Source organism: Vibrio sp. ABG19, from assembly GCF_029962385.1.
Taxonomy (GTDB): domain Bacteria; phylum Pseudomonadota; class Gammaproteobacteria; order Enterobacterales; family Vibrionaceae; genus Vibrio; species Vibrio ostreae.
Window position 1 is genome coordinate 3,260,119 of sequence record NZ_CP071708.1, and the last position, 23,444, is coordinate 3,283,562.

Here is a 23,444-nt window from a genome sequence, read left to right on the forward strand (position 1 = left end):
AGACTGCTTAGGGATGATGGTGATGATGAATATTCATTACAAAATTACGCATACTATTTACTTCTGAACTGGTTAACTTGATTGGTTTCAACACTAACTAAGCTCGACAGAATTTGCAACTGCTAATTGCATTTTTTTTCCTGCCACGGGTTAAATAGTATGAAATACCCTAAAAACCTTTAAAAGAACAACGTCACATCTGCTGATCGACATCACTTTTACTGATCTTAGCGGCACACTGATAATTCCGGCCTGATGAGTTGCTACTCAGCGAACACCTTAAAATAACAGTTGCACAGCAATTGCCTTCACAAAAAAACGTGTCTGAGCGATAGCTTTCTCATATATAAGACAGCCAATCGCTCCCTAATTAGCCCAGAAGCACTAGGGTTATATGGAGTCTTGTTTAACAAGGTACGAAGCTGTGAGCCCCCATGTCGATGTGTTATGCCCGAATGATTATAAAACTCTGGAGCTGATTGGCAGTAGCTCGAGTATGGCAGATATACGCAACAAAATCTCCAAATACGCCGCCAGCGATGCCGAAGTACTGATCCAGGGTGAAACCGGGGTGGGTAAAGGGTTGTGTGCCAAACTGATTCACTCACTGTCCGCACGAGCCCAGTATCCGTATATTGAGGTCAATTGTGGCTCCATAGCCAGTGGTCTGATCGCGTCCGAACTGTTTGGCCATCAAAAAGGCGCCTTTACCGGCGCTATTGCCGACCACATTGGTTATATCCAGCGTTCCAATCACGGCACCCTGTTTTTGGATGAGATCGGAGATATGCCCTCTGATTTGCAGATTCATCTGCTGCACTTTATTGAATCTAAAAAAATGCAACGCCTGGGGTCTGACAGTTCGGTATCCGTTGACTGTCGTATCATTGCGGCCAGTCACGTCGATCTCAAACACGACGTCATTCAGGGCGGTTTCCGAGAGGACTTGTATTACCGACTCAATATCTTGCCGCTGTATATTCCGGCATTAAGAGAACGTAAGGCAGATATTCCTGATTATGCCCAGTATTTCCTCAACGTATTGAGCGACGGCAAGAAAAAACACCTCAGTAAAGCCGTGGTCGCCTATCTGACCCGCCACTCATGGCCAGGGAATGTGCGTGAGCTCAGAAATGTCATTCAGCGTGCAATTATCATGTGCGGAGACAAAAACATCACCATTGCGGATTTGGGGCTTGAAATTGCAGATCGGCAAATGCTACCGGCATCGGACACGATTGATTCTGATTACCTGCTGCAGGTCATCAGTGACCACAAGCATAATATGAGTGCTGCAGCGCGCTATATGGGAATATCACGTACGACACTTTATCGACTATTAAAGAAATATAATTTGCAGAAATAGGCGGTTTGGCGCCTGCTCTGAGTCATGCCGGGTTATACCGCCTTCAGTGACCACCGCAACACAAATAAAAAACTCCGCGCTTGCGGAGTTTTTTATCAACCGGGCCAGTTTTATAATCCAGCTCAGGCTTACCAAACAGCCACCTGGTTATCAGACGGTTATCAGGCCGTTTTCAGGCTCGCCATTTTGGCACGGGATAGCGTCACAAAGGCAAAACAGACCGCAATAAATACCGCCGTTGCTGCCGCCAGAGACAGGAATACCGATGCTGTCATACCCAGTACGACAAACCCAATCGCCGAAACACCCGCTACAGCCAGTGAGTAAGGCAGCTGAGTCGAAACGTGGTCGATATGGTTACAGCGCGCGCCGGTAGAAGAAAGAATCGTGGTGTCTGAAATTGGAGAACAGTGATCGCCAAATACAGAACCGGCCAAAACCGCACTCAGCATCGGCAGCATTAATGCAATGTCTGTCGCACCGGCCATATCACCGGCAATCGGTAACATGATGCCGAAGGTACCCCATGATGTACCCGTTGCGAATGCCATGATGCCCGAAAGCACAAACAGGATGACCGGCAACCACTGCGAATCGATATTCCCCTGCACCAGAGACGACAGGTAAGCACCGGTCTTCATATCACCGATCACCGCACCAATCGTCCAGGCAAAGATAAGAATCAGAATGGCACCAAACATCGACTTTGCGCCAACCCACAGTGTCGCGCCAATTTCGCTGATCGCAATCCCCTGCTTCACGACGGTAAACAGAGCGACTGCTAGGCCAACCAAGCCGCCATATATCAGTGATGTACCGACATTCGTGTTCTCGAAAGCACCCAAGATATTGAACGCAGTACCCTGTTCTGACAATGATTGACCACCGGTCCACAACATCGCGCCAATCGTGGCGATAACCAGCGCCACAATCGGAAAAATAAGGTCAGACACTTTTCCATTTTCACTTTCACGAATATCCAGTTCATCATTCAGATCGCGAGCCTGGGCATCCGCATCGGAACCTTTACCCATAGATGCGGCAATTTCGTGCTTGCGCATCGGGCCGATATCCATCTGGAACCAGACCACGACAAACACCATGATTAAGGCAAAAATCGCGTAGAAGTTCATCGGTACCAGACGCAGATAAGCACCCAGCGGAGAATAGTCACTAATACCGTGAGAGACCAGGATACCACTGATAATGGTCATGATATAAGCGCCCCAGCTTGAAGCTGGCATAACAACACACATAGGGGCAGCGGTCGAATCAAGAATGTACGCCAGCTTTGAGCGCGATACATTAAAACGATCAGTCACAGGACGCGAGATAGAACCAACAGCGAGGCTGTTAAAGTAATCATCAACGAAGATGAATACGCCCAGAAATGCCGCCAGCAACTTAGCACCACGTTTGCTTTTAACCCGGACCTGGGCCCACTCGGCAAACGCACGGGTACCACCTGACAGAGACAACAGCGCCGTCATCATGCCAAGCAGCAGAAGAAATCCGACTATACTCATATTCCAGGTGTTCAGTCCGCCGTCTTCGACAAAAACGTTTGAGACTTTTTCACCGATGTAACTCAATGCTCCACCCACTGAATAATCAGCCAGTAAAAGCGCACCCAATATAATACCGACACCCAGTGAAACCAGAACACGGCGTGTTACGATCGCCAGCGTCAATGCCACCAAAGGCGGAAGTACAGAAAACGGTGAGGTAGCAAAATCAATTAAATTCATGATCTTCAAAAACCAGTAATAAATGGCTAGAGATCTACTGCAGACAAACTACACGAACTAACGCGTAACTTATGTTGAACTAAGCGAAAGGGAAGCGAACACTTCACCCAACCCTACAGTAGCGCTCCATAGTTTAAGGAAAAAATAGACTATGGCAGTGTTGTCCCTATTCGCTGACAACCCCAGCCAGACGCATTGACAGGCGTGCTGACTTCGGCGATATCACCTTTTGTCATAACTCACTGGCATCACCCTAATCATGACTACTTATCGATATCGCGCCTCTACATCGAAACCAGGACAAACATCTCTGTTAAGCAGTTGTAACAGATTCTCATCCCGAACTTCGCATCAGGTGCGCGCTATTGTACTTATGATAATTATCAATGCAACACATCCTGTTACTCAATTTTGATCACAAAATGTTGAAATCCATTTCATTGCTGAGACCCATTTCATACAATTATGCAATGAATATCACTTCGCTTATTTGCGTTTGTGCGATAAATTGCTCCTTTTAACCAATTCAGCGAATAAAACCATAAATAAGATAAGGGTGAAGCGGGAGTAATAAATTGCCCACGGCGCAGTTATTTTATTTTTACAAATATTTTTCTTAATATTACACTTTCATTGTTGCCAGAATAAATCGCTGGGTTTACTATTGAACTGTTAAAAGAATTTATTTCATAGGAATCGGTAATGTCGGAAATTACAAAAACTCTGTTGAATATTCGCAGCCTTCGTGCGTACGCTCGTGAATTGACTGTTGAACAACTAGAAGAAGCACTGGATAAATTATCTACTGTTGTTGAAGAACGCAAAGAAGCGGAAGAAGAAGAACGTGCAGCACGTGAAGCTCAAGAGGCTAAATTAGCCGCTATCGCTGAGCAAATTGCAAAAGACGGCATTGATGTTGATGCTCTTATTACTGCACTTGCTGGTGAAACTAAAACAAAAACGAAAGGCAAACGTGCTCCTCGCCCAGCTAAGTATAAATACATGGACAACGGTGTAGAAAAGACTTGGACAGGCCAAGGTCGTACTCCATCGGTTATCCAACAAGCTCTGGACGAAGGTAAATCTCTCGAAGACTTCGCACTTTAATAGCTTATCTTTTAATAAGGCTCCCATATGGGGGCCTTTTTTTTCTATTGATATAAATATTTATGCGCTACAGAATGAGCATGAAACCGCTTACAGATTTAACACAGGTCGCCGTTAGATTTTGTTACAGATAAGTGGCTTAAACAATAAACGACATGCTTTCCATAATTTAACTCAATAACCAATAAAGGCATCAACTCAAAATCAGCAAGCGGCGCTGTTGTTGATTTTTATCCCGCAGGTAAATAAAAAGCACTACCAAATTGGCAGTGCTTACAGATACGTATCAAGTTTATTGCCGCAATCAAGCCTAGCTCACTGATGAGCCGCGATTAACGTTCCCAGTATGCTTCTTCCAGGCTATCTTCACGCTCAGGCAGACCACGAGACAAGCGCGGCGAGTGCTGAACCAGGACTTCATAGCTTACTCGGTTGGAATATTTACACACCTGAGAGAAAGACGAATAAGTCAAAAACTCGTGCTGATGCTTGCTGGAGTTAGGAACGTTCTCTTTATGATACTTATTTGCAGCCATATCGTGTAACAACGCCGACAGCGCCGCATCCCCTGCTCCATTGGTATTTTTTATTTTCTCCGGCCCCCCCATATAAGGCGCAATATGAGAATAAATACGCAGCGGATTAATACAGCTGACTTTGGTTGCCGGGCGACTGAACTCATAGCGGTTAAATTCTGGAATAGAGCCGGGTAACAGAGGCAATGAAGTTTCACGCTTACTGGATTCTTCCGTATAACCTGCCATAAACAAACCGACAGGACCTGCCGTACATAACACCAGGTCAACCCAATCCAACGCTTTATCCGAAGCCGCAAGCGGATCGCTTTCGCCGGTCAGAGCTTGCGCTTCATCTTCGTTCATGGCTAACACAGACACGTGATCATTGAGGAACTGCTGCCAGAATGCTGGGTCATCCTGAATAACAAATTTAGTCCCTAACGTCAGCACCACAGGCACGTCATATTTTTTGGCGTATTCTATCGCTCGCATGGTTGCATCAGGCATAGGGTCGCCTTCTTTGCAACGCACTAAATACGCTGTGAGCACTAATGCAGAAGCACTTTTAAAAATCTTTTCCGGGATATTATCCGGACTGAGCTGATTCATCTGACCTTCACTAATCGCAAAAGTTCGTTCACCATCTTCAGTAATTAACGCAAAACAGCGGCCAATCGCGCCGTCAACACCTTGGAGGTAATTCAAATCCATACGACTGGATGTATTACATAGATAGCGGTATCCGTAGCTGCCGATCTTTATATCCTGACTCATAACCCCTAATAACGTTGAACGGTCATCAGCTAATACCGAATAATTATGAAGCGTGTTACCTATAGTTCCACCTGCATATTCATTGGTAATCAATTGCTCAGACTTCAACTCGCTATATAGAGCTTCTGCACTCTCATCACTGATCACCAGCGAATGCCCCTTGCTCAACCCATAACGCTCAATCAGGCCGGTATCGACTTTCGCTTCAATATCAACCAATGTCTGATCAATACCAATAATGTGGGTACGTGACATTCTTTTACTTTCTTGTGCTTGAATCACAAGCGGGTCACGGGCATGAACCGGGAAATAGTGTTTGGATTTGCGTTGGCCGGGAAATTTCATAACGTCAGTATAGGCTCGGATGGAAAGGATGCGCGATTCTACCCCGCGTCCAATGTTGCGGCAACTCACACAATTATAGCAAACGTTTGCAATGATGATATTTTTAGCAATAGCAAAAATAATAACGATTGCACTCTGAACTCCGCTATTTAGACAATGAGATCACGCCCATCTCCTTATATTAATCGCTGTTTTACATCCCCCAACTTTACCCGTGTTTTTACAGGCAACACTGTCCTCATGGAAATGATGTTGTTGGTCAAAAACTGCGTTTAAGCAACCGCAGAGAGCGTCTGTGTGAAGTGTGATTCGAGTCGCGGATCTGTCCTCAAAAAAATCTTTCTGTTAGAATCTGCCTCCTAGTTAATTAAGTGGTGTTTAGTCATGTCAGAAAACCGCAACGCAAACAGCCAAAAGAAAGTTATTGTCGGCATGTCAGGTGGCGTTGATTCCTCCGTTTCAGCTTATCTCCTGCAACAGCAGGGCTACCAGGTCGAAGGCCTGTTTATGAAGAACTGGGAAGAGGATGATAACGAAGAATACTGCACTGCTGCCGAAGATCTTGCTGATGCTCAGGCGGTCTGTGACAAACTGGGTATCTATTTGCATACCATCAACTTCGCAGCAGAATACTGGGACAATGTGTTCGAGTATTTCCTGGAAGAGTACAAAGCCGGCCGTACCCCAAACCCGGACATTCTTTGTAACAAAGAAATTAAGTTCAAAGCGTTTCTGGAATTCGCAGATGAAGTACTCGATGCAGACTACATTGCGATGGGCCACTACGTACGCCGTACTTTCCCTGAGCAGGATGAGAAGCCTCAGATGCTGCGAGGCCTGGACAGCAATAAAGATCAGAGTTACTTCCTGTACACGCTGAGTCACGAGCAAGTCGCACGCAGCCTGTTCCCTGTTGGTGAACTGGAAAAACCAGAAGTACGCCGTATTGCTGAAGAGCAAGGGCTGATCACGGCGAAGAAAAAAGATTCAACCGGTATTTGTTTCATCGGTGAGCGCAAATTTACCGATTTCCTTTCTCGCTATTTACCGGCTCAGCCGGGTAAAATCGAAACACCGGAAGGTAAAGTCATCGGCGAACACCAAGGCCTGATGTATCACACCCTGGGCCAGCGTAAAGGCCTGCATATCGGTGGTTTAAAAGACGGTTCCGAATTGCCTTGGTATGTAGCAGAGAAAGATCTGAAACGTAACGTGCTGATTGCTGTTCAGGGTGCCGATCACCCACTGCTGAAATCAGAGGGTTTAGTGGCCTCTCAACTACACTGGATAGATCGCGAAATCATTACAGCACCAACACGTTGCACAGTCAAAACCCGCTACCGCCAGGCTGATATACCATGTACTATCATCCCTCTTGATGACAGTAATATCAAAGTTATGTTTGATGAACCGCAGGTTGCAGTGACCCCGGGTCAGTCAGCGGTATTCTACCAAGGCGAAGTTTGTCTGGGTGGCGGTATCATCGAAGAGCGCATCGTTTAGGCATTCAGGACTTAGTCAACTTTAGGAGTATTTACGTGGCTAACACAAATTACGACCGTACCATCGCTTTTGCCGGTATTTGCCAGGCCGTTGCCCTGGTTCAACAAGTAGCAAAAAACGGTTCCTGTGATTCAGACGCGTTTGAAACTTCTCTCAAGGCCATCTTATCTACCAACCCTGCCAATACACTCAACGTATTCGGCAGTGAGGCTAATCTAAAAGTCGGCCTTGAGTGTTTAGTCAACGGAATCGACAGCACGCCTGCAGGCAGCGAAGTGACCCGCTACATCATCAGCCTGATGGCGCTGGAGCGTAAACTGACTCAGCGCCGCGATGCCCTTTCTCAGCTAGGGGATCGTATCCAGATGATCGAACGTCAGGTGGAGCATTTCGATCTGTTGGATGACCAGATGATCAGTAACCTGGCCAGCATTTATCTGGATGTCATCAGCCCAATCGGCCCACGCATTCAGGTCACCGGCACACCTGCGGTACTGCAGCAAACCGGTAATCAGCAGAAAGTACGCGCCCTGTTGCTGTCTGGGATCCGCTGTGCAGTGCTGTGGCGTCAGGTCGGAGGCAAACGTCGTCACCTGATTTTCGGACGCAAGAAGATGGTTGAGCAGGCTAAAATCCTGTTAGCCAGGCTGTAAAGATTGATTCATTAGCTCGCGCTTAGTCGCGAGCTAATTTTTTTCGGTTGCTGTCATGTTTAAATTGCCGGAATTACCGCAACCGAAGACGTTTTTTAAACTGAAATCAACTTAGCGCAAACGATTGCGCAATGTTCGTGACAATTACCACAGTTATTGGTATAAAGCACACGAAATTTAGAAACTCAATTCAGGAGAACCCCATGGAACTGTCAGCATTGACTGCTGTTTCGCCAGTAGACGGCCGTTACGGAAGTAAGACTATTGCACTACGCAGCATCTTTAGCGAGTTTGGCCTACTAAAGTACCGCTCTATCGTTGAAATCCGTTGGTTACAAAAACTTGCAGCGACAGATGCGATCAAAGAAGTACCAGCATTCAGTGCGGAAGCAAACCAGTTTCTAGATGAGATCGCGGCAAACTTCAGTGAAGAAGATGCAGCGCGCATCAAAGAAATCGAGCGCACCACCAACCACGACGTAAAAGCGGTTGAGTACTTTCTGAAAGAGAAAGTGGCGGGCGTTCCTGAACTGCACGCGGTGAACGAGTTCATCCACTTCGCATGTACTTCTGAAGATATCAACAACACGTCTCACGCTCTGATGCTGCACGAAGCGCGTGAAACTGTGATCCTGCCTGAGATTCGCAACATCATCGATGCGATTCGCAAGCTGGCAAACGAATACCGTGACATCCCTCTGCTGTCTCGTACTCACGGCCAACCGGCTTCTCCGTCAACCATGGGTAAAGAGATGGCTAACGTCGCTTACCGTATGGAGCGTCAGTACAAGCAGATCGAAAACGTTGAAATTCTGGCTAAGATCAACGGTGCTGTAGGTAACTACAACGCACACATGTCGGCTTACCCAAGCATCGACTGGCACCAGTTCAGCGAAGAGTTCGTGACTGAGTCTCTGGGTGTAACCTGGAACCCGTACACTACGCAAATCGAGCCACACGACTACATCGCAGAGCTGTTTGATGCCGTTGCTCGTTTCAACACCATCCTGATCGACTTCGATCGTGACGTATGGGGCTACATCGCTCTGGGTCACTTCAAACAAAAAACGATCGCCGGCGAAATCGGTTCTTCAACCATGCCGCACAAAGTTAACCCAATCGACTTTGAAAACTCAGAAGGTAACCTGGGTCTGGCGAACGCAGTATTCAACCACCTGGCGCAAAAACTGCCAATCTCACGCTGGCAGCGTGACCTGACCGATTCAACTGTGCTGCGTAACCTGGGCGTAGGTGTGGGTTATGCTATCATCGCTTACACTTCGACTCTGAAAGGTATCAGCAAGCTGGAAGTTAACCGTGATGCACTGCTGAAAGAGCTGGATCAGAACTGGGAAGTTCTGGCCGAACCGGTGCAAACCGTTATGCGTCGTTACGGTATCGAAAAGCCATACGAGAAGCTTAAAGAGCTGACTCGTGGTAAGCGTGTTGACGGCGAAGCGATGCGTAACTTCATCGATGGCCTTGAGCTGCCAGCTGAAGAAAAAGCACGCCTGAAAGAGATGACGCCAGCCAGTTACATCGGTTACGCAATCGAACTGACTGACAAGCTTTAATCTAAAGCCAATACGTCAAAGGGTAGCTTCGGCTACCCTTTTTTGTTGGTCAATCACCATCATGTGCTGAAAAACCAAGTGACTCTATTTCCGAAAAAATGATGGCCTGTAAAATTTTGATTTACTGCAAAGCTTTCCTTTACTAAAAAACTTTTATTTACTAAAAATTTTTATTTACTAAAAAACAAAGTCACTTTGCCCACTTCAATGCCAAACTTACGTATCGTGGTGACATTGAACAGACGCGTTTCGTCCTGACGATACATCCAGTCATCAAATGTCACCTCAATTTCGCTGTCGTCGGTTTTCAGCAAAAAATCATATTGCCACTGCAGGGCATTACCGATTTCCTGTCCGGTTGCCACTCCGATGATGTCGTCGGCTTGCCCCTGATACATCCCCTCGCCAGTGCGAGTTATGGTCCAGATACGCTGACTCTGCTCACCATCGTCAAACTCAAAGTCTTCAACCAAGGTCAAAACATCACCAGAGACAGTCCCTACGATATCAACCTCAAAGCGCCGGGTCTGCTTATCGGTATAATCCTGTACCATTCCCCAGGCCTGAGTGTGACCGGAAAAATAGCCAAATAAATCGAAAGCCGGCTGACTCGCTTTATAATCCTTGAGCTCAGCCGAGCAACCCGCCAACATGGTTGCGGCCATCAGTAACCAGGCTCTGACTACCCACCAGAGTTTTGCTGTCGATGTCATCGGTTCATCCCTATTAATTGACTGCGAAGTTTCGGATATTGGGTGTTGGGTGATAACCAGATGGCAAGAAAGGCTGAGTTAAACTTCGTATCTGTAACCTCTCCCAGAATCTGAGACTTGTCCTGTAGTGACATGTGGATCATCTGTCCACGATGTCCGTCAGACACATAGACCAGCTTTTCGCCTGACAGGACATTCGGTAACATCGTCTCTAACAGCGGGAGCCAACGCTCAATCTCATCACTGGAATAGCCCATTTTCTGCCACTGATCCCGGGTGGCCTCGACCAGGTCTTCACGCTCAATATCACGCAAATAGCGGATCTCCAACGCCAGCGGGTGAAGAGGCACATCATCCTGCTGCTGATATTTACCGTCCGGCGTTCTCAGCCGGGAAGAATAGATATCTAACCACAGCCAGGACAAAGTAGCCTGCCCAACGACAGGCCATTCATTCCATTGTGGCTTTTGTGTTCCATTAACCTCTGCCGCGCTGGCTGTTACGCCGGTCCACAGCAGTGTGCTCAGGAAAAGTGTGACGATTGACGTTTTCATTGCTAAACACCTTTATCAGTAACAAAGACACACCTAACCATTCCAAAAACAGTGCCAACACTGTATAAAAAACGGGCAAACCGAAACCAACAGCCCCGAAACGATAACCCGCCCAATAACTTAGCGCGCCACCTAAGCCCGTAGCTATTATTACGAGCCAGGATGGCAAATGGCTCAATGCCGGGATGGCAAAAGCTGCAAACCAGACAAAAATGAACCAAAGCGCAATTAACCACACCGGAAGATGCGGATTAATAAAGAAAAATAGCCCGAGATGCATATTGGCTACATCAATCGCTATACCGGTGACGGCCACGGCGCATATCCGCCCTACGGCAACGGATAGCCGCCAGGCTGAAAACAGTAGCGTAACGACCACCAGCAAAGTGGTCAGCCACTGCCACTGCTCCTGACCCAGGACGGCCAATAGCCAAATCAGCTCAAACCAGACTGAAACCAGGAGAAATGAACGCATCATCTGGCTCGTTGCAGAGTGAGGTGAATGGTACTGATGGTTTGCGCCTTGAATCCTCCCTCGCAATAGCACAGGTAATAACGCCACATGCGGATAAAACGCTCGTCATACCCCAGCTCACGAACCTGAGCTAAAGACGACTCAAACCGCTGCCGCCAGTCGGCCAGAGTTTGTGCATAGTCCTGACCAATATCAAACAAATCACGCACCACAAAGTCCGTACTGCGAGTCGCCATGCTGGTGAGCGCCGTAATCGACGGCAGGAAGCCACCAGGGAAAATATACTTCTGGATAAAATCGACGTTATTACTGTAATAATCGTAACGCTGGTCCGCGATAGTAATCGCCTGAATCGCCATCAAACCGCCCGGTTTGAGCAGCTTTTGGCACTGGGTCATATACGATTGCAGATACGCTTTACCGACCGCTTCAATCATCTCGATCGAGACCAGCTTATCAAAGGTGCCTTCCAGTACTCGGTAATCCTGCTTAAGTAAGGTGATACGTTCCGACAGGCCCAACTGCTCGATCTTACGTTTAGCGTAATCATATTGCTGCTCAGAGATCGTCGTCGTGGTCACGTGGCAGCCATAGGTTTGCGCCATGTAGATCGCCATCGCGCCCCAGCCGGTACCAATTTCAATCACTTGATCATCGGCTGTGAGTTTGAGCTGCTGACATAAGCGATCCATTTTCTGAACCTGTGCCTGCTCCAATGAATCTGAGGTATTCACATACAGAGCGCTGGAATACAGCATGCGCTCATCAAGGAAGGTGCGGTACAAATCATTACCCAAATCGTAATGGGCCTCGATATTTTGCTTGGCACGCACAATCGAGTTACGTTTCAGCCAGTGCCCAAGTTTATTAACCGCGCGCGTTATGACGCTGCTTTGCGCCTCAATTTTATCCAACGCGGCGAGGTTACGAGCCATCAGCTCAGTCAGCGCCGTCAGATCAGGACTGTCCCACCAGCCGTCCATATAGGCTTCTGCGGCGGCGATACTGCCGCCTTTCAGGACCCGGGCGTAGAAGTCCGGATTTGACACTCGGATGACAGCATGAGGCTCTGTGGCTTTGTATTCGCCAAACTGCTCCTGATTAACCGTATTCCCACAGAAGTGTTCTTCGATGGTCAGTGACCCGCTATTCAGAAAACGAAGTGACTTCAGGGCCAGGCTACGCGCCCCTTTCTGCCACTGCGACAAGGTCTTGGGTAGTTCTAATGATGAGGAATTTAACATTGAGAATTCTCCTTATTGTTTTTATCCGCCTTGCTCTGGCGACTCTCGGGGTGTGAGCGATACTTGGGATGAAAGTTATCCTTAGGATGTAAATAAGTCGGTGCGCCTTTCACCCACAGCTTGAACGCCTGCCAATAAATCCCGAACACAACTTTTACCGTCATTGCCGGAGTGCGTACCAACAACTTTAGTAACCCGGAAGAGGTAAAAGGACGCGCTTTAAGCGCCAGAGTGGCATCAAATTCCTTTTGCTCCCGATGACATTCGAGGTGCACCATTAATGAATGGTCCAACGGCTTCAGCCGCCATTGGTACTCCTGTTCAACGGGATTGAACGGCGATACATGAAACACTTTCTCGTGCTTCCAGTTCGCGCCGTCGGCGCCGCTGTCTGCCGCCACTGCATAGTAATGCCGCTCGTTCCAGGGAGTGTTACTGACCTCAGCCAACAAATAACGCCAGTGTCCTCCCCTGTCATAAAGATAGTAAAAATTAACAGGACTGAAATAGAGACCGAGATAACGCAGATGAATCACAGCCAGCACTTTGCCGTCGCACTGCTCACCGGTCAGCTCGTACACTTTATCCTGGACCGCTTGTTTCAGCGGCCCCTGACCGAGATAATCATCACGGCGAAACCGAGCCCAGTGCCACCAACGTTCGCCCAATCCCCACACTTTCTGAGACAATGCCGGCCAGTCATCAAGGTCGATACAGGGCATAAACAGCGGATAATTGAGTGAGTGCGTCACCGGGGTAAACCGGCGATGACGTACCTGGCCAACCATTAGAGCGCTGCCCGCTGTTTGCTGCTGCATTACGCTGCTCCTCTCGCATCTCTTGCCGCCTGAGCCTGAATTTGGGTGATAACGTCCAGTGCGCTGCGCACCCCATCCTCGTGAAAACCGTTGTGCCAATAAGCACCGCAATACCAGGTATTGTTCAAGCCACTCACTTCCTGCTTTCTCTCCTGCGCCCGAACAGACTGCAGGGTGAATACCGGATGGTGATAAACAAACTTGCGCAGAACCTTGTCCGGTTCTATCGAGTGCGTGCTGTTGAGGGTCACGCAAAAAGTGTGCGGCGAATGAATATGCTGCAGGATGTTCATATTATAGGTCAGAGACGGCAACTGCTGATCTTCTCCTGCCTGCCCGCTCAGCCAGTAATTCCACGAGGCCCATGCCGCTTTGCGTTTAGGCAGAAGTGCAGTGTCCGTGTGTAACACCACTTCGTTGGCCTGATAAGCCATGGCACTTAAAATATCTGTTTCGTTCCGGCTTGGGTCATTTAACATATTCAGAGCCTGATCGCTGTGACAAGCAAATATCACCGTGTCAAACTGCTCAACCCGACCATTCACTTCCAGCTCAACACCTTGCAGAGTTCGTCGCACTTGACTTACCGGCGCATTTAGGCGGATACGGTCAGAGAATCCCCGGGTCAATGGTTCAATATAGGCACGGGAGCCGCCTTCAATCACATACCATTGCGGCCGGTCGGTAATATCCAGTAATCCGTGATTGAGAAAGAAACGCAGAAAAAACATCAGCGGAAAAGCGCGCATATCAGCCAGCGACGAAGACCAGATAGCAGCCCCCATTGGTAAAATGTAGTTGCGGCAAAAGTAGTCGGAAAAGCGGTGATGGAGCAGGAACTGCCCGAGGGTTTGCAAGCTTTGCTGTTCGTCCCGTTCAGCCTGCTTGGCCAGCTTATTGAAGCGGACAATTTCCCGGATAAAGCGATAGAAACTGGGGCGCAACCAGTTGCGCTTCTGGGCAAACAAGGTGCGCAACGTATGGCCGTTATACTCCAGCCCATTACTATCATTGCGCACACTGAAACTCATTTGAGTCGGCACGCCTTGTACCCCGATTTCATCCATCATGCGGATAAAGTTAGGATAGGTCCGATCGTTGTAGACAATAAATCCGGTATCCACAGAGTAAGATTGCCCCTGCAGCTCAACATCTACTGTCGCCGTGTGTCCGCCGATATAATCGTTGGCTTCAAATAGTGTAATGTCATGCTCCTGATGCAGGTAGTATCCACAGGTCAGGCCAGAAATTCCCGTGCCGACAATGGCTATTTTCATTGTAATGTCCTTCTAAGTACGGAAAAAACGACGGATAAGGCGGTGTTGCCAGCTATACGGCAACACGCCGAGGCAGCGTATTATCCAGGTAAACCGGCGCGGAAAGTAAATGCAGTCCTGCCCGCGCTCAAGCCCGTGACGAATCCGTTGAGACGCTTGCTCAGCAGTCACTATCATTGGCATATTGAACGTGTTTTTATCGGTCAGCGGAGTGGCGACAAAGCCGGGAAAGATGGTTGATACCGCGATTTCACGCTGACTCCAGTCAAGGCGCAGTGTGTTGGCCAAATAGGCGACGGCTGCTTTCGAAGCGCCATACGCCTCAGCTCTTGGCAACGCGAGCTCACTGGCGATTGAGCCAACGATGGCCACCCTGTGTCCGGCGCTGAGATGAGGCTGGATGCCCTCTATAGCGTTGGCGAGACCAATCACATTAATCTCAAACACACGCGCCATAAGTTTGGCGTCCATCACTCCGTCATCGATGTACTCGCAATCACCGGCATTTAAAATCCATAATGTGGGAGTAAGAGGCAGTTGTGACAAAGCCTCAAGAGTCTGCTCACGCTGGGTGAGATCGAATTGCAAACAGTGCACTGAGGTTGAAAGCGAAGAGAGTTGCTGCAGCTTCTCCTGATTACGGCCGCAGGCGATGACCTGCCAACCAAGACGTGCATAGTCTTCGGCCAGTTTTTTACCAATACCCGACGTTGCCCCAGTAATCAGCACAGACCTCATTGCCCCAGCCTCCGTTTGATCGAGCGGATAACGCTGCCGAGTAACGGCAACTGCTCATACAACATCTCACCTAAATCAAAATAGTCGCGGTGGTAAATCACCTTCGCTTCATGAAACTTCACATGACTCATGCCCTGCACTTGTACCATTCGCCCTCCGGCCAATTTGGGATGTTGGAGCTGCATGGTCCAGGTCAGAAAGGCATTCTGCCCGGCCTGATGCTGTTCGTGGATAACGAAGTCACACCGGTCAACATTGCGGTACAGGTTATCGAAGTAATCAGCCAAAGACGCAAAGCCTTCGATACGATGTGCCGCATCTTCAAACACGACATCGTGATGATAAATATCCTGCAATGTATGCAAGGTGCTTTTGTTGAGCTTAGTGTAAAAATGCGCAACCGTTTGTACATCCATGACCGACCTCAATACTTATACAAAACATAATTTCGTACAACACAACTCTACTGTAGAGCATTTCGCAAAAGTTGTACAAAAAAATATTTGTACAACTTTTTATATTAGGGTGTACGCAAGGGGCAGCGAAGCCGATCACTAAAGCGCTGAGTAAGATGCTGAGTTTGGAGGATAAATAAGTAACAAAATGAAAACGGCACCCAAAAGTGAGCACGGTAAAAAGCAGGATAAATCAAGGGCAGAGATGTGCGGCAATCCGTTGCACATCCCGATTGACGTTTACGGTAGCGACAAAAAACCAGACTCCGATATTGCTTCGAAATCTGGTTTTATCTTGAAACTTTGTTCACCAGTCAACGATCACCGATCAATGGCTTCGGGTTAATGATTGACGACTGATAAACTGACGGCTGGCTGAGCCGGTAGATTGGCGGCAATGTACTCAGCCACTTGTTCCCGCTGCTCTTGGTTGAGATACAAACCTAACTTGGTACGGCGCCATAATAGGTCGTCACTGTTTTTAACAAATTCATGCTCCAGCATGTAATCCACTTCGATTTGGTATACACCTGGCGCAAACTCGCGCCCCATCTGTTCAGCGTTAGAAACACCCGCCAGCATTTTGTGGGTGTACATACCGAATTGAGTCACATAGCGAAACGCCTGCTTATCACTTAGCCACGGATATTGCTGCTGAATGGTGATGGCCAGTTTTTCCCGGCTACAGCTGAAATCGCCACCCGGCAATGTGCTGTGCGCAGTCCATGGACGTCCCATGTTCGGGAAAAACGGCTCCAGTTTTTTCATCGCTGACTCACCCAGTTTACGGTAAGTCGTCAACTTGCCACCAAAAATAGACAAAATCGGCGCTTCGCCATCTTTGGTCAGTTCCAGGGTGTAGTCACGCGTGATCGCCTGCGGTGAATCTGATTCATCATCACACAGCGGACGCACACCACTGTAAGTCCATACGACATCATCTTTGTGTACTTGGTTAACAAAGTGCTGGTTTACGATATCGAGCAGGTATTCCACTTCCTCATCGCAGATCTCGACTTTACGCGGATCGCCTTTGTACTCCATATCTGTGGTGCCTATGATGGAAAAATCCCCCAGATAAGGAATAACAAATACAATCCGGCCATCTTTATTCTGCAAAATGTAAGCTTTATTTTCGTGATGAACTTTTGGCACTACGATGTGGGAGCCTTTGATCAGACGAATGTTACGCGGTGACGAGGCATGCAAGCCGTCGTCAAACACCTGCTTGACCCAAGGCCCTGCCGCATTCACCAGAACTTTGGCTTTACGCTCAAAACGCGTGTTGGTCAGCACATTATGAATCGTGACGTGCCAGATACCGTTTTTCTGTTCCGCTTGCTCAACCTTACAGTAGTTCGCCACTTCTGCTCCGTTATTCTGGGCAGACAACACATTCAGCAGCACCATACGTGCATCATCAACCCAGCAGTCAGAGTATTCAAAACCGACCTTCATCTCTGGTTTCAGCAAACCGGATTTAGACAGATCAATTTTGCGACTCGCTGGCAGTGTGGTGCGCTTACCCAGGTGGTCATACAGAAACAGGCCGCAACGAATCATCCACGCAGGACGCAGGAACGGGCGATGAGGCAGGCGGAATCGCATCGGAATCGAAATATGCGGCGCTTTACGCAGCAGTACTTCACGTTCGGCCAGTGCCTCTGAAACCAGACGAAACTCATAATGCTCCAGATAACGCAGTCCGCCGTGAATCAGCTTGGAACTTGCCGATGACGTCGCGCTGGCAAAATCCTGAGCTTCATAGAGACCGACCGACAGGCCTCTGCCGGCAGCATCCGCTGCGATACCGGCACCGTTGATACCTCCACCGATAATAATCATATCGAGAAGATGGTCATTATTATGTTGAGTCTTTGTGTTCATTTTTGCTGACCTTAGTATTCTAATGAGCGAACGAATATGACTCATGGTAGATCCATTTTCGTTTTCAGTCACCAAAAATGTTCGTTTATGCTCGATTTGTGTGATTCAGCCACAAAAAAAGCCCACAAGTATTAACTAATGAGCTTTTAATAGCGCTTAAATGAGTTTACGCGCTCTTACCTTCGATCACACTCAGAGTTATGTTGTGCTCGTTAAGGATATTGATAATCTGTTCCGGCGGGCGCTGGTCGGTAAACAGACTGTGAATTTGGGAAATATTGCCCAGTTTCACCATGGCGTTACGACCAAATTTAGAATGGTCCACCGCGAGCAGTACGCTGCGACTGTTCTCGATAATCGCCTGTTTGACCCGAACTTCATGGTAGTCGAAATCCAGTAATGAACCGTCCAGGTCTATACCACTGATACCAAGAATACCGAAGTCCAGACGAAACTGCTTAATAAAATCCAGTGTCGCCTCGCCAACAATGCCGCCGTCACGGTTGCGTACTTCGCCACCCGCCAGAATCAGCCTCACTTCCGGATTAGGTAACAAGATGGTTGCCACATTCATATTGTTGGTGACAACACGCAGTTGCTTGTGGTTTTTATTCAGGGCGCGGGCAACCGCTTCAGGTGTGGTTCCGATATCAATAAACAGTGTCGCACCATCCGGAATTGACTTGGCGACCTCCTCAGCAATAATGTCTTTTTCGCTGAAATTTATCGATTTACGCGTATTATAAGAGATGTTTTCCGAACTTAACGGAATCGTCGCCCCACCGTGATAACGGCGGATTTTATTTTCGTCGGCGAGTTCATTAAGATCACGACGAATGGTCTGCGGGCTGACATTAAAACGTTCGACTAACTCTTCGGTGCTCACATAACCATGTTTAGTAACCAGCTCGACAATCTGCTGGTGTCGTGGAACTTGCTTCACGTACTCTACTCCTGATAGTGATCTTGTTGTTATAAAGGGCATTGTGCGCCAATTACAACCCTATGAGAAGTTGTGAAGCCCCAAATCAGGAGCTGATGCAAAAAAAGAGCGCTCTTACGCGCTCTTTTTTGTTGGTTTGTCCATAAATCAGACGATTAATCTTCACTATCGCGTAATTCTGACCAAACCTGAGCACATTTCACCGCTCGCTTCCAGCCTTTGTAACGACGGGCGCGCTTGTCTTCGTCTTCATGCGGTGTAAAGGTACGATCCAGAACCGCTTTATTACGCACTTCCTCGATACCACTCCAGTAACCTACCGCGATACCAGCCAGATAAGCAGCCCCCAGTGCAGTCACTTCCGTCACTTCAGGACGCTGTACTTCAGTATCCAACACATCAGCCTGGAACTGCATCAGGAAGTTGTTTGCCACCGCACCACCGTCGACTTTCAACGTCTCCAGACGGATACCTGAGTCGGCCTGCATCGCATCCAGTACGTCACGAGTCTGGTAGGCAATCCCTTCCAGCGTGGCGCGGATAATGTGGTTGGTATTGGTGCCGCGAGTCAGACCAACAATGGTGCCACGGGCATGTGCATCCCAGTAAGGTGCGCCAAGGCCGGTAAATGCAGGCACCACGTAAACGCCGTTAGAGCTGTCTACTTTGGTGGCAAAGTATTCAGAGTCGTGTGCGTCCGAAAACAGTTTGAGTTCATCACGCAGCCACTGAATCGAAGCACCACCCATAAAGACCGCACCTTCCAGTGCATAGTTAGGCTCACCGTTCGGGCCACAAGCCAGAGTCGTCAACAAACCATGGGTTGAAGCTACGCGCTCGGTCCCCGTATTCATCAACAGGAAGCAGCCGGTACCGTAAGTGTTTTTCGCCTGTCCAGGTTCAACACACATCTGACCGTACAGTGCTGCCTGCTGGTCACCGGCAATACCTGCGATCGGAATACGTGTGCCGCCTTTACCACCAATGTTAGTTTTACCGTAGATTTCAGATGATGATTTCACTTCCGGCAACATAGAGGCAGGAATACCCAGCTCATCGAGCATCTTTTGGTCCCAGCACATGTCATTGATATTAAACAGCATAGTACGCGATGCGTTAGTGTAATCAGTAATATGAACGCGGCCCTGGGTCATCTTCCACACCAGCCAGGTATCAACGGTACCAAACAGCAGTTTACCCGCTTCAGCATCTTCACGAGCGCCCTCGACGTTATCCAGAATCCATTTCACCTTGGTACCGGAAAAATACGGGTCAAGAACCAGACCGGTATTATCACGCACGTAAGACTCCAGACCACGAGCACGTAACTCATCACAAATGTCAGCGGTACGACGACATTGCCACACAATCGCGTTATATACCGGCTTACCTGTCTCTTTGTTCCACACCACAGTAGTTTCACGCTGGTTGGTGATACCGATAGCGGCGATTTGATCACTGCTGATACCGGTTTTCGCCAGGACTTCAGTCAGCGTTGAACTTTGGGTAGCGTAGATCTCCAACGGATCATGTTCAACCCAGCCACCCTGCGGATAAATTTGGGTAAATTCACGTTGTGATACCGCGACGATATTAGCGTCGTGATCGAGAATAACAGTGCGTGAGCTGGTTGTGCCTTGGTCGAGTGCTACAACGTATTTTTGGTCGCTCATGTCAGGATTCCTTTTGTTTTCTATTATGTTCTATTTTTAAATCGTTTTAATGGTGACTTTACAGATCAATAAGTCTGTGGTTACGCCGATGCGTTTTCCACCGTTTCATCACATTGATTCGGGATAGTGCAACCCTGGCCTTCCTGAGGTAAGTGTGCACCGATCACTTTCGGATACAGCCATCCGCCAAAACACGCACCACAAATGGTAGCGACAATCGGCACGATGAAATACGGGATATCTTTAGCGCCGGACAATGCGTAATCCCAGCCAGCAAGGTAAGCAAACAGCTTGGGACCGAAGTCACGCGCCGGGTTCATAGCAAAACCGGTCAGCGGGCCAAGTGAGCCGCCAATAATCGCAATAAGGATACCGATCAGTAAAGGGTTCATTGCGCCACGTGACGCGCCATTGCGCTCATCACCCAGCGCCAGAATGACAAACATCAAAACTGCGGTAATGACAAACTCGACCGCAAAAGCACCAGAAAAAGAGAGAGCCGGATTCGGGTAAGTCGAGAAAATACCTGCCGTAGCCAGAGCCTCTTCACTACCTCGGGTGAAATTGTGGGCAATTTCGTAGTCGGTAAACAGCGGGCCGAACAGAGCGTAAACCAGCGCGGCTGCGCTGAAAGCCCCCAACAACTGAGCAGCGATATAAGGGATTACCTTTTCCTTTTCAAAGCCGTGAAATACGGCTAATGCAATTGTGACTGCCGGATTGATATGCGCTCCGGAAACTCCCGCAGTGCAGTAGATGGCAATCGCAACTGCAAAGCCCCACATAATACTCACTTCCCATTGGCCAAACTGCGCACCGGTTAAAACCAGTGCCGCAACGCAGCCAACACCGAAAAATATCAGTAATCCGGTGCCAATAAATTCAGCAATACATTGTCCTAGCAAACTAGGTTGTTTAAGAGTGGTCATAATGTTCGTCCTTTTGTTTTCACGGCTCGTTATAGTTGCTCGTTATAATTGTGTTGTTGCTGGCGTAATTATGCATTCATTATCGAATACGAAAACAAAGAAACACAAAAAATGCGCGTTCACTCATAACTAAATGACAAACTCATTTCTTGTTTGTTACATAGATCACTTTATTCCCGCATCTTTGCTGCCTCAGATCATGGAAAAGGCGCTAAAGTTCGCACATTAAGTCCTCTGAACACACCAGGCCATTGCGTAACCTATCCCGAAAAATAACCATAACCTATTGTTTTAAAATAATTTAATCCATAAAACTTTCGAAAGTGACAATTAAATCACTAAACAAACACTAAAAACAACACAGTTAGGCAACATAAATAGCAAATGATTAACAACACAACGTTCGTTCGCTCGAAAAATAAACAAAAATTTTAAAATGAATCGGGAAATCAATAATTAGCCGATAACAAAATCGCCGACCAGCTTAAGTTCGCATAAAGGTAAGCGCGGACAGAATAAGCCGCTGTCAATAAACGCAGCAGCAAGCATAGAGCAAGCGGTCATGACAAGAACAGTTCTGTCTGTGCGCAAGTAATGTTCCGTTAAACGATCATGACTCAGAAGAAGCAGGTCCGGAAGAAACAGACAGTGGGATTATGAGGGCAAAACAAAAGGCCCTGAGGGTGAACTCAGGGCCTTGGATTGACATCCCCCCGGGCAGAGCAGGCCGTGTCCGGAGTGATTGTTTTATTGGCCAATGGGTTTATCGGCACATTGGCTTATTGGTGCATTGGTATCTTGGGGAATTACGAATTGCGCAGCGCGGCAATTCGTTTATCCAACGGAGGGTGACTCATCAGCAGTTCTGTTAATGTGCTTTTACCGTTAATACCAAATGCCATCATTGAACCTTCAAGCTGAGGTTCATAGCTCATCTTCAGACGCTCCAGTGCGGCAATCATTTTCTGTTTACCGACCAGTTGCGCGGCACCAGCATCGGCATGGAATTCACGATGACGGCTATACCACATCGTAATAAAGCTTGCCAGGAAGCCGAACACCAGCTCCAGCACCATAGAGACCGCAAAATAAACCATCATGTTGCTGCCCTCACCCTCTTCCGAGTCACGGGATGCGATCAGGTTGGCAACAAAGCGCGACAGGAAGATAACGAAGGTGTTCACCACACCCTGCATCAGTGTCATGGTGACCATGTCACCGTTGGCAATGTGGCTTATCTCATGGGCGAGTACCGCTTCGGCTTCATCACGGGTCATGTTATGTAGCAGTCCCGTAGAAACAGCGACCAGAGAATCATCACGCTTAGCACCGGTTGCGAATGCATTCATGTCCGGCGCGTCGTAAATCGCCACTGTCGGCATACCAATACCCGCTTGCTGTGCCTGACGACTCACAGTTTGCATCAGCCAGTGCTCCATTTCATTACGCGGGTTTTCAATCACCATTCCGCCCACAGAGCGCAGTGCCATACCTTTCGACATCATCAGCGAAATGAAGGCACCGCCGAAACCAAACACTGCCGCCATAACCAGCAGACCAGACAGACTGCCTGGCTGCATACCGGTAAAGGCATACACAATATTCAAAACAACACTTAACACCAGCACCACGGCCAGGTTGGTCGCCAGGAATAATAACACTCGCTTCATTTACTTTTCTCCGCACAGGATGTGAAATATAACGCCCTTAGTTGTCTGTTTTAAGTCAGGGCTTATAGACTGATTCTTTTACTTTAAGACGTAACTAATACTGAAAGACTAATCTAATAGATAGTGTCTAAGATTTGATATTCAAGGTTAAGCAGTAAATTGCAACATTTAATGTCTGTCTTCAATGCCCATTCAGCGTCAGGTCGGATCAGTATAACTTTAGACTTTGGTCTTATTGAGGGATCCCGGGAAAGAAACTACATTTTGGGAGTTCAGGGATTAACCGATAATGAAAGGAAAGTATCATGGCTGAAGCGCATAGCTACCAAATGGCGATTGATTTACTTTGTTGTCACCTAGGCTTAACTGAAGAAGAAGCCAAAAAAGAGCTGGGTATCAGTACTGATTCAGCCAAACAGCAGAATATCGCTGACACGCATTATGCGCTGATGGGTTTAAATAAAAACTAAGGTTTGAATC

General features: G+C 47.9%; 21 protein-coding genes, 1 riboswitch and 1 other annotated feature (1 of these 23 running past the window's edge). Of the genes, 6 read left to right on the forward strand and 15 right to left on the reverse strand.

Translation table 11 applies throughout. The annotated features are described in order from the left end of the window. Window positions 1-29 (reverse strand) — a sequence feature (His leader region) (it extends 108 nt beyond the left edge of the window). 395 nt (window positions 30-424) lie between these two features. Then, entirely contained in the window at window positions 425-1,366 is a 942-nt protein-coding gene (locus J0X00_RS21000; protein WP_282477673.1) for a sigma-54 dependent transcriptional regulator, read from the forward strand. 161 nt (window positions 1,367-1,527) lie between these two features. Here the strand turns inward: J0X00_RS21000 and J0X00_RS21005 are convergent, their stop codons facing one another. Beyond that, window positions 1,528-3,114 (reverse strand): Na+/H+ antiporter NhaC family protein, encoded by a 1,587-nt coding sequence (locus J0X00_RS21005; protein WP_282477674.1) that lies wholly within the window; start codon window positions 3,112-3,114, stop codon window positions 1,528-1,530. 111 nt (window positions 3,115-3,225) lie between these two features. Further along, window positions 3,226-3,409, reverse strand: a riboswitch (Lysine riboswitch). A 407-nt stretch (window positions 3,410-3,816) separates the two neighbouring features. Between J0X00_RS21005 and J0X00_RS21010 the strand changes: the two genes are divergently transcribed. After that, complete coding sequence (locus J0X00_RS21010; RefSeq protein WP_136484442.1) at window positions 3,817-4,221, forward strand: H-NS family nucleoid-associated regulatory protein; 405 nt, start codon at window positions 3,817-3,819, stop codon at window positions 4,219-4,221. Between the two features lie 332 nt (window positions 4,222-4,553). Here J0X00_RS21010 and J0X00_RS21015 read toward each other — a convergent pair whose 3' ends face one another. Further along, a complete protein-coding gene (locus J0X00_RS21015; RefSeq protein ID WP_282477675.1) occupies window positions 4,554-5,858 on the reverse strand; it encodes an inosine/guanosine kinase in 1,305 nt (434 codons plus the stop codon). A 384-nt stretch (window positions 5,859-6,242) separates the two neighbouring features. Here J0X00_RS21015 and mnmA point away from each other — a divergent pair, with 384 nt between their 5' ends. The 3 genes from mnmA to purB all read left to right on the forward strand — a co-directional run bounded on the left by mnmA (window position 6,243) and on the right by purB (window position 9,588). Further along, window positions 6,243-7,361 (forward strand): tRNA 2-thiouridine(34) synthase MnmA, encoded by a 1,119-nt coding sequence (gene mnmA, locus J0X00_RS21020; RefSeq protein WP_282477676.1) that lies wholly within the window; start codon window positions 6,243-6,245, stop codon window positions 7,359-7,361. A gap of 35 nt (window positions 7,362-7,396) precedes the next feature. Beyond that, entirely contained in the window at window positions 7,397-8,014 is a 618-nt protein-coding gene (hflD, locus tag J0X00_RS21025; protein ID WP_136484439.1) for a high frequency lysogenization protein HflD, read from the forward strand. 203 nt (window positions 8,015-8,217) lie between these two features. Next, entirely contained in the window at window positions 8,218-9,588 is a 1,371-nt protein-coding gene (gene purB, locus J0X00_RS21030) for an adenylosuccinate lyase (RefSeq protein WP_136484438.1), read from the forward strand. A gap of 170 nt (window positions 9,589-9,758) precedes the next feature. Here purB and J0X00_RS21035 read toward each other — a convergent pair whose 3' ends face one another. The 13 genes from J0X00_RS21035 to htpX form a co-directional block, all read right to left on the reverse strand. After that, window positions 9,759-10,301 carry a DUF3833 domain-containing protein gene (locus J0X00_RS21035; RefSeq protein WP_282477677.1) on the reverse strand — a complete coding sequence of 181 codons (543 nt, stop codon included), beginning with the start codon at window positions 10,299-10,301 and terminating at the stop codon, window positions 9,759-9,761. Then, entirely contained in the window at window positions 10,298-10,855 is a 558-nt protein-coding gene (locus J0X00_RS21040; RefSeq protein ID WP_282477678.1) for a chalcone isomerase family protein, read from the reverse strand. The genes J0X00_RS21035 and J0X00_RS21040 overlap by 4 nt, the downstream gene beginning before the upstream one ends. Beyond that, a complete protein-coding gene (locus J0X00_RS21045) occupies window positions 10,779-11,333 on the reverse strand; it encodes a DUF2878 domain-containing protein (protein ID WP_240798162.1) in 555 nt (184 codons plus the stop codon). The genes J0X00_RS21040 and J0X00_RS21045 overlap by 77 nt, the downstream gene beginning before the upstream one ends. After that, window positions 11,330-12,574, reverse strand: coding sequence for a cyclopropane-fatty-acyl-phospholipid synthase family protein (locus J0X00_RS21050; protein WP_282477679.1), 1,245 nt, complete (start codon window positions 12,572-12,574; stop codon window positions 11,330-11,332). The genes J0X00_RS21045 and J0X00_RS21050 overlap by 4 nt, the downstream gene beginning before the upstream one ends. Beyond that, window positions 12,568-13,392 carry a DUF1365 family protein gene (locus J0X00_RS21055; protein WP_282477680.1) on the reverse strand — a complete coding sequence of 275 codons (825 nt, stop codon included), beginning with the start codon at window positions 13,390-13,392 and terminating at the stop codon, window positions 12,568-12,570. Before J0X00_RS21055 ends, J0X00_RS21050 begins: the two co-directional genes overlap by 7 nt. Then, on the reverse strand, window positions 13,392-14,669 hold the full coding sequence (locus tag J0X00_RS21060; protein WP_282477681.1) for an NAD(P)/FAD-dependent oxidoreductase: 1,278 nt from the start codon (window positions 14,667-14,669) through the stop codon (window positions 13,392-13,394). The genes J0X00_RS21055 and J0X00_RS21060 overlap by 1 nt, the downstream gene beginning before the upstream one ends. Window positions 14,670-14,681: 12 nt before the next feature. Next, on the reverse strand, window positions 14,682-15,407 hold the full coding sequence (locus J0X00_RS21065; RefSeq protein ID WP_282477682.1) for an SDR family oxidoreductase: 726 nt from the start codon (window positions 15,405-15,407) through the stop codon (window positions 14,682-14,684). Next, complete coding sequence (locus J0X00_RS21070) at window positions 15,404-15,823, reverse strand: nuclear transport factor 2 family protein (protein WP_136484431.1); 420 nt, start codon at window positions 15,821-15,823, stop codon at window positions 15,404-15,406. Before J0X00_RS21070 ends, J0X00_RS21065 begins: the two co-directional genes overlap by 4 nt. 381 nt (window positions 15,824-16,204) lie before the next feature. Continuing rightward, on the reverse strand, window positions 16,205-17,749 hold the full coding sequence (gene glpD, locus J0X00_RS21075; RefSeq protein WP_282477683.1) for a glycerol-3-phosphate dehydrogenase: 1,545 nt from the start codon (window positions 17,747-17,749) through the stop codon (window positions 16,205-16,207). A 166-nt stretch (window positions 17,750-17,915) separates the two neighbouring features. Continuing rightward, on the reverse strand, window positions 17,916-18,692 hold the full coding sequence (locus J0X00_RS21080) for a DeoR/GlpR family transcriptional regulator (RefSeq protein WP_136484429.1): 777 nt from the start codon (window positions 18,690-18,692) through the stop codon (window positions 17,916-17,918). A 155-nt stretch (window positions 18,693-18,847) separates the two neighbouring features. Beyond that, a complete protein-coding gene (gene glpK / locus J0X00_RS21085; RefSeq protein ID WP_136484428.1) occupies window positions 18,848-20,365 on the reverse strand; it encodes a glycerol kinase GlpK in 1,518 nt (505 codons plus the stop codon). Window positions 20,366-20,445: 80 nt separating this feature from the next. Beyond that, window positions 20,446-21,294, reverse strand: coding sequence for an MIP/aquaporin family protein (locus J0X00_RS21090; RefSeq protein WP_136484427.1), 849 nt, complete (start codon window positions 21,292-21,294; stop codon window positions 20,446-20,448). Window positions 21,295-22,100: 806 nt separating this feature from the next. Then, on the reverse strand, window positions 22,101-22,964 hold the full coding sequence (htpX, locus tag J0X00_RS21095; protein WP_218562954.1) for a protease HtpX: 864 nt from the start codon (window positions 22,962-22,964) through the stop codon (window positions 22,101-22,103). A 305-nt stretch (window positions 22,965-23,269) separates the two neighbouring features. Between htpX and J0X00_RS21100 the strand changes: the two genes are divergently transcribed. Then, window positions 23,270-23,434 (forward strand): hypothetical protein, encoded by a 165-nt coding sequence (locus J0X00_RS21100; protein WP_168796999.1) that lies wholly within the window; start codon window positions 23,270-23,272, stop codon window positions 23,432-23,434. Window positions 23,435-23,444: the final 10 nt, after the last annotated feature.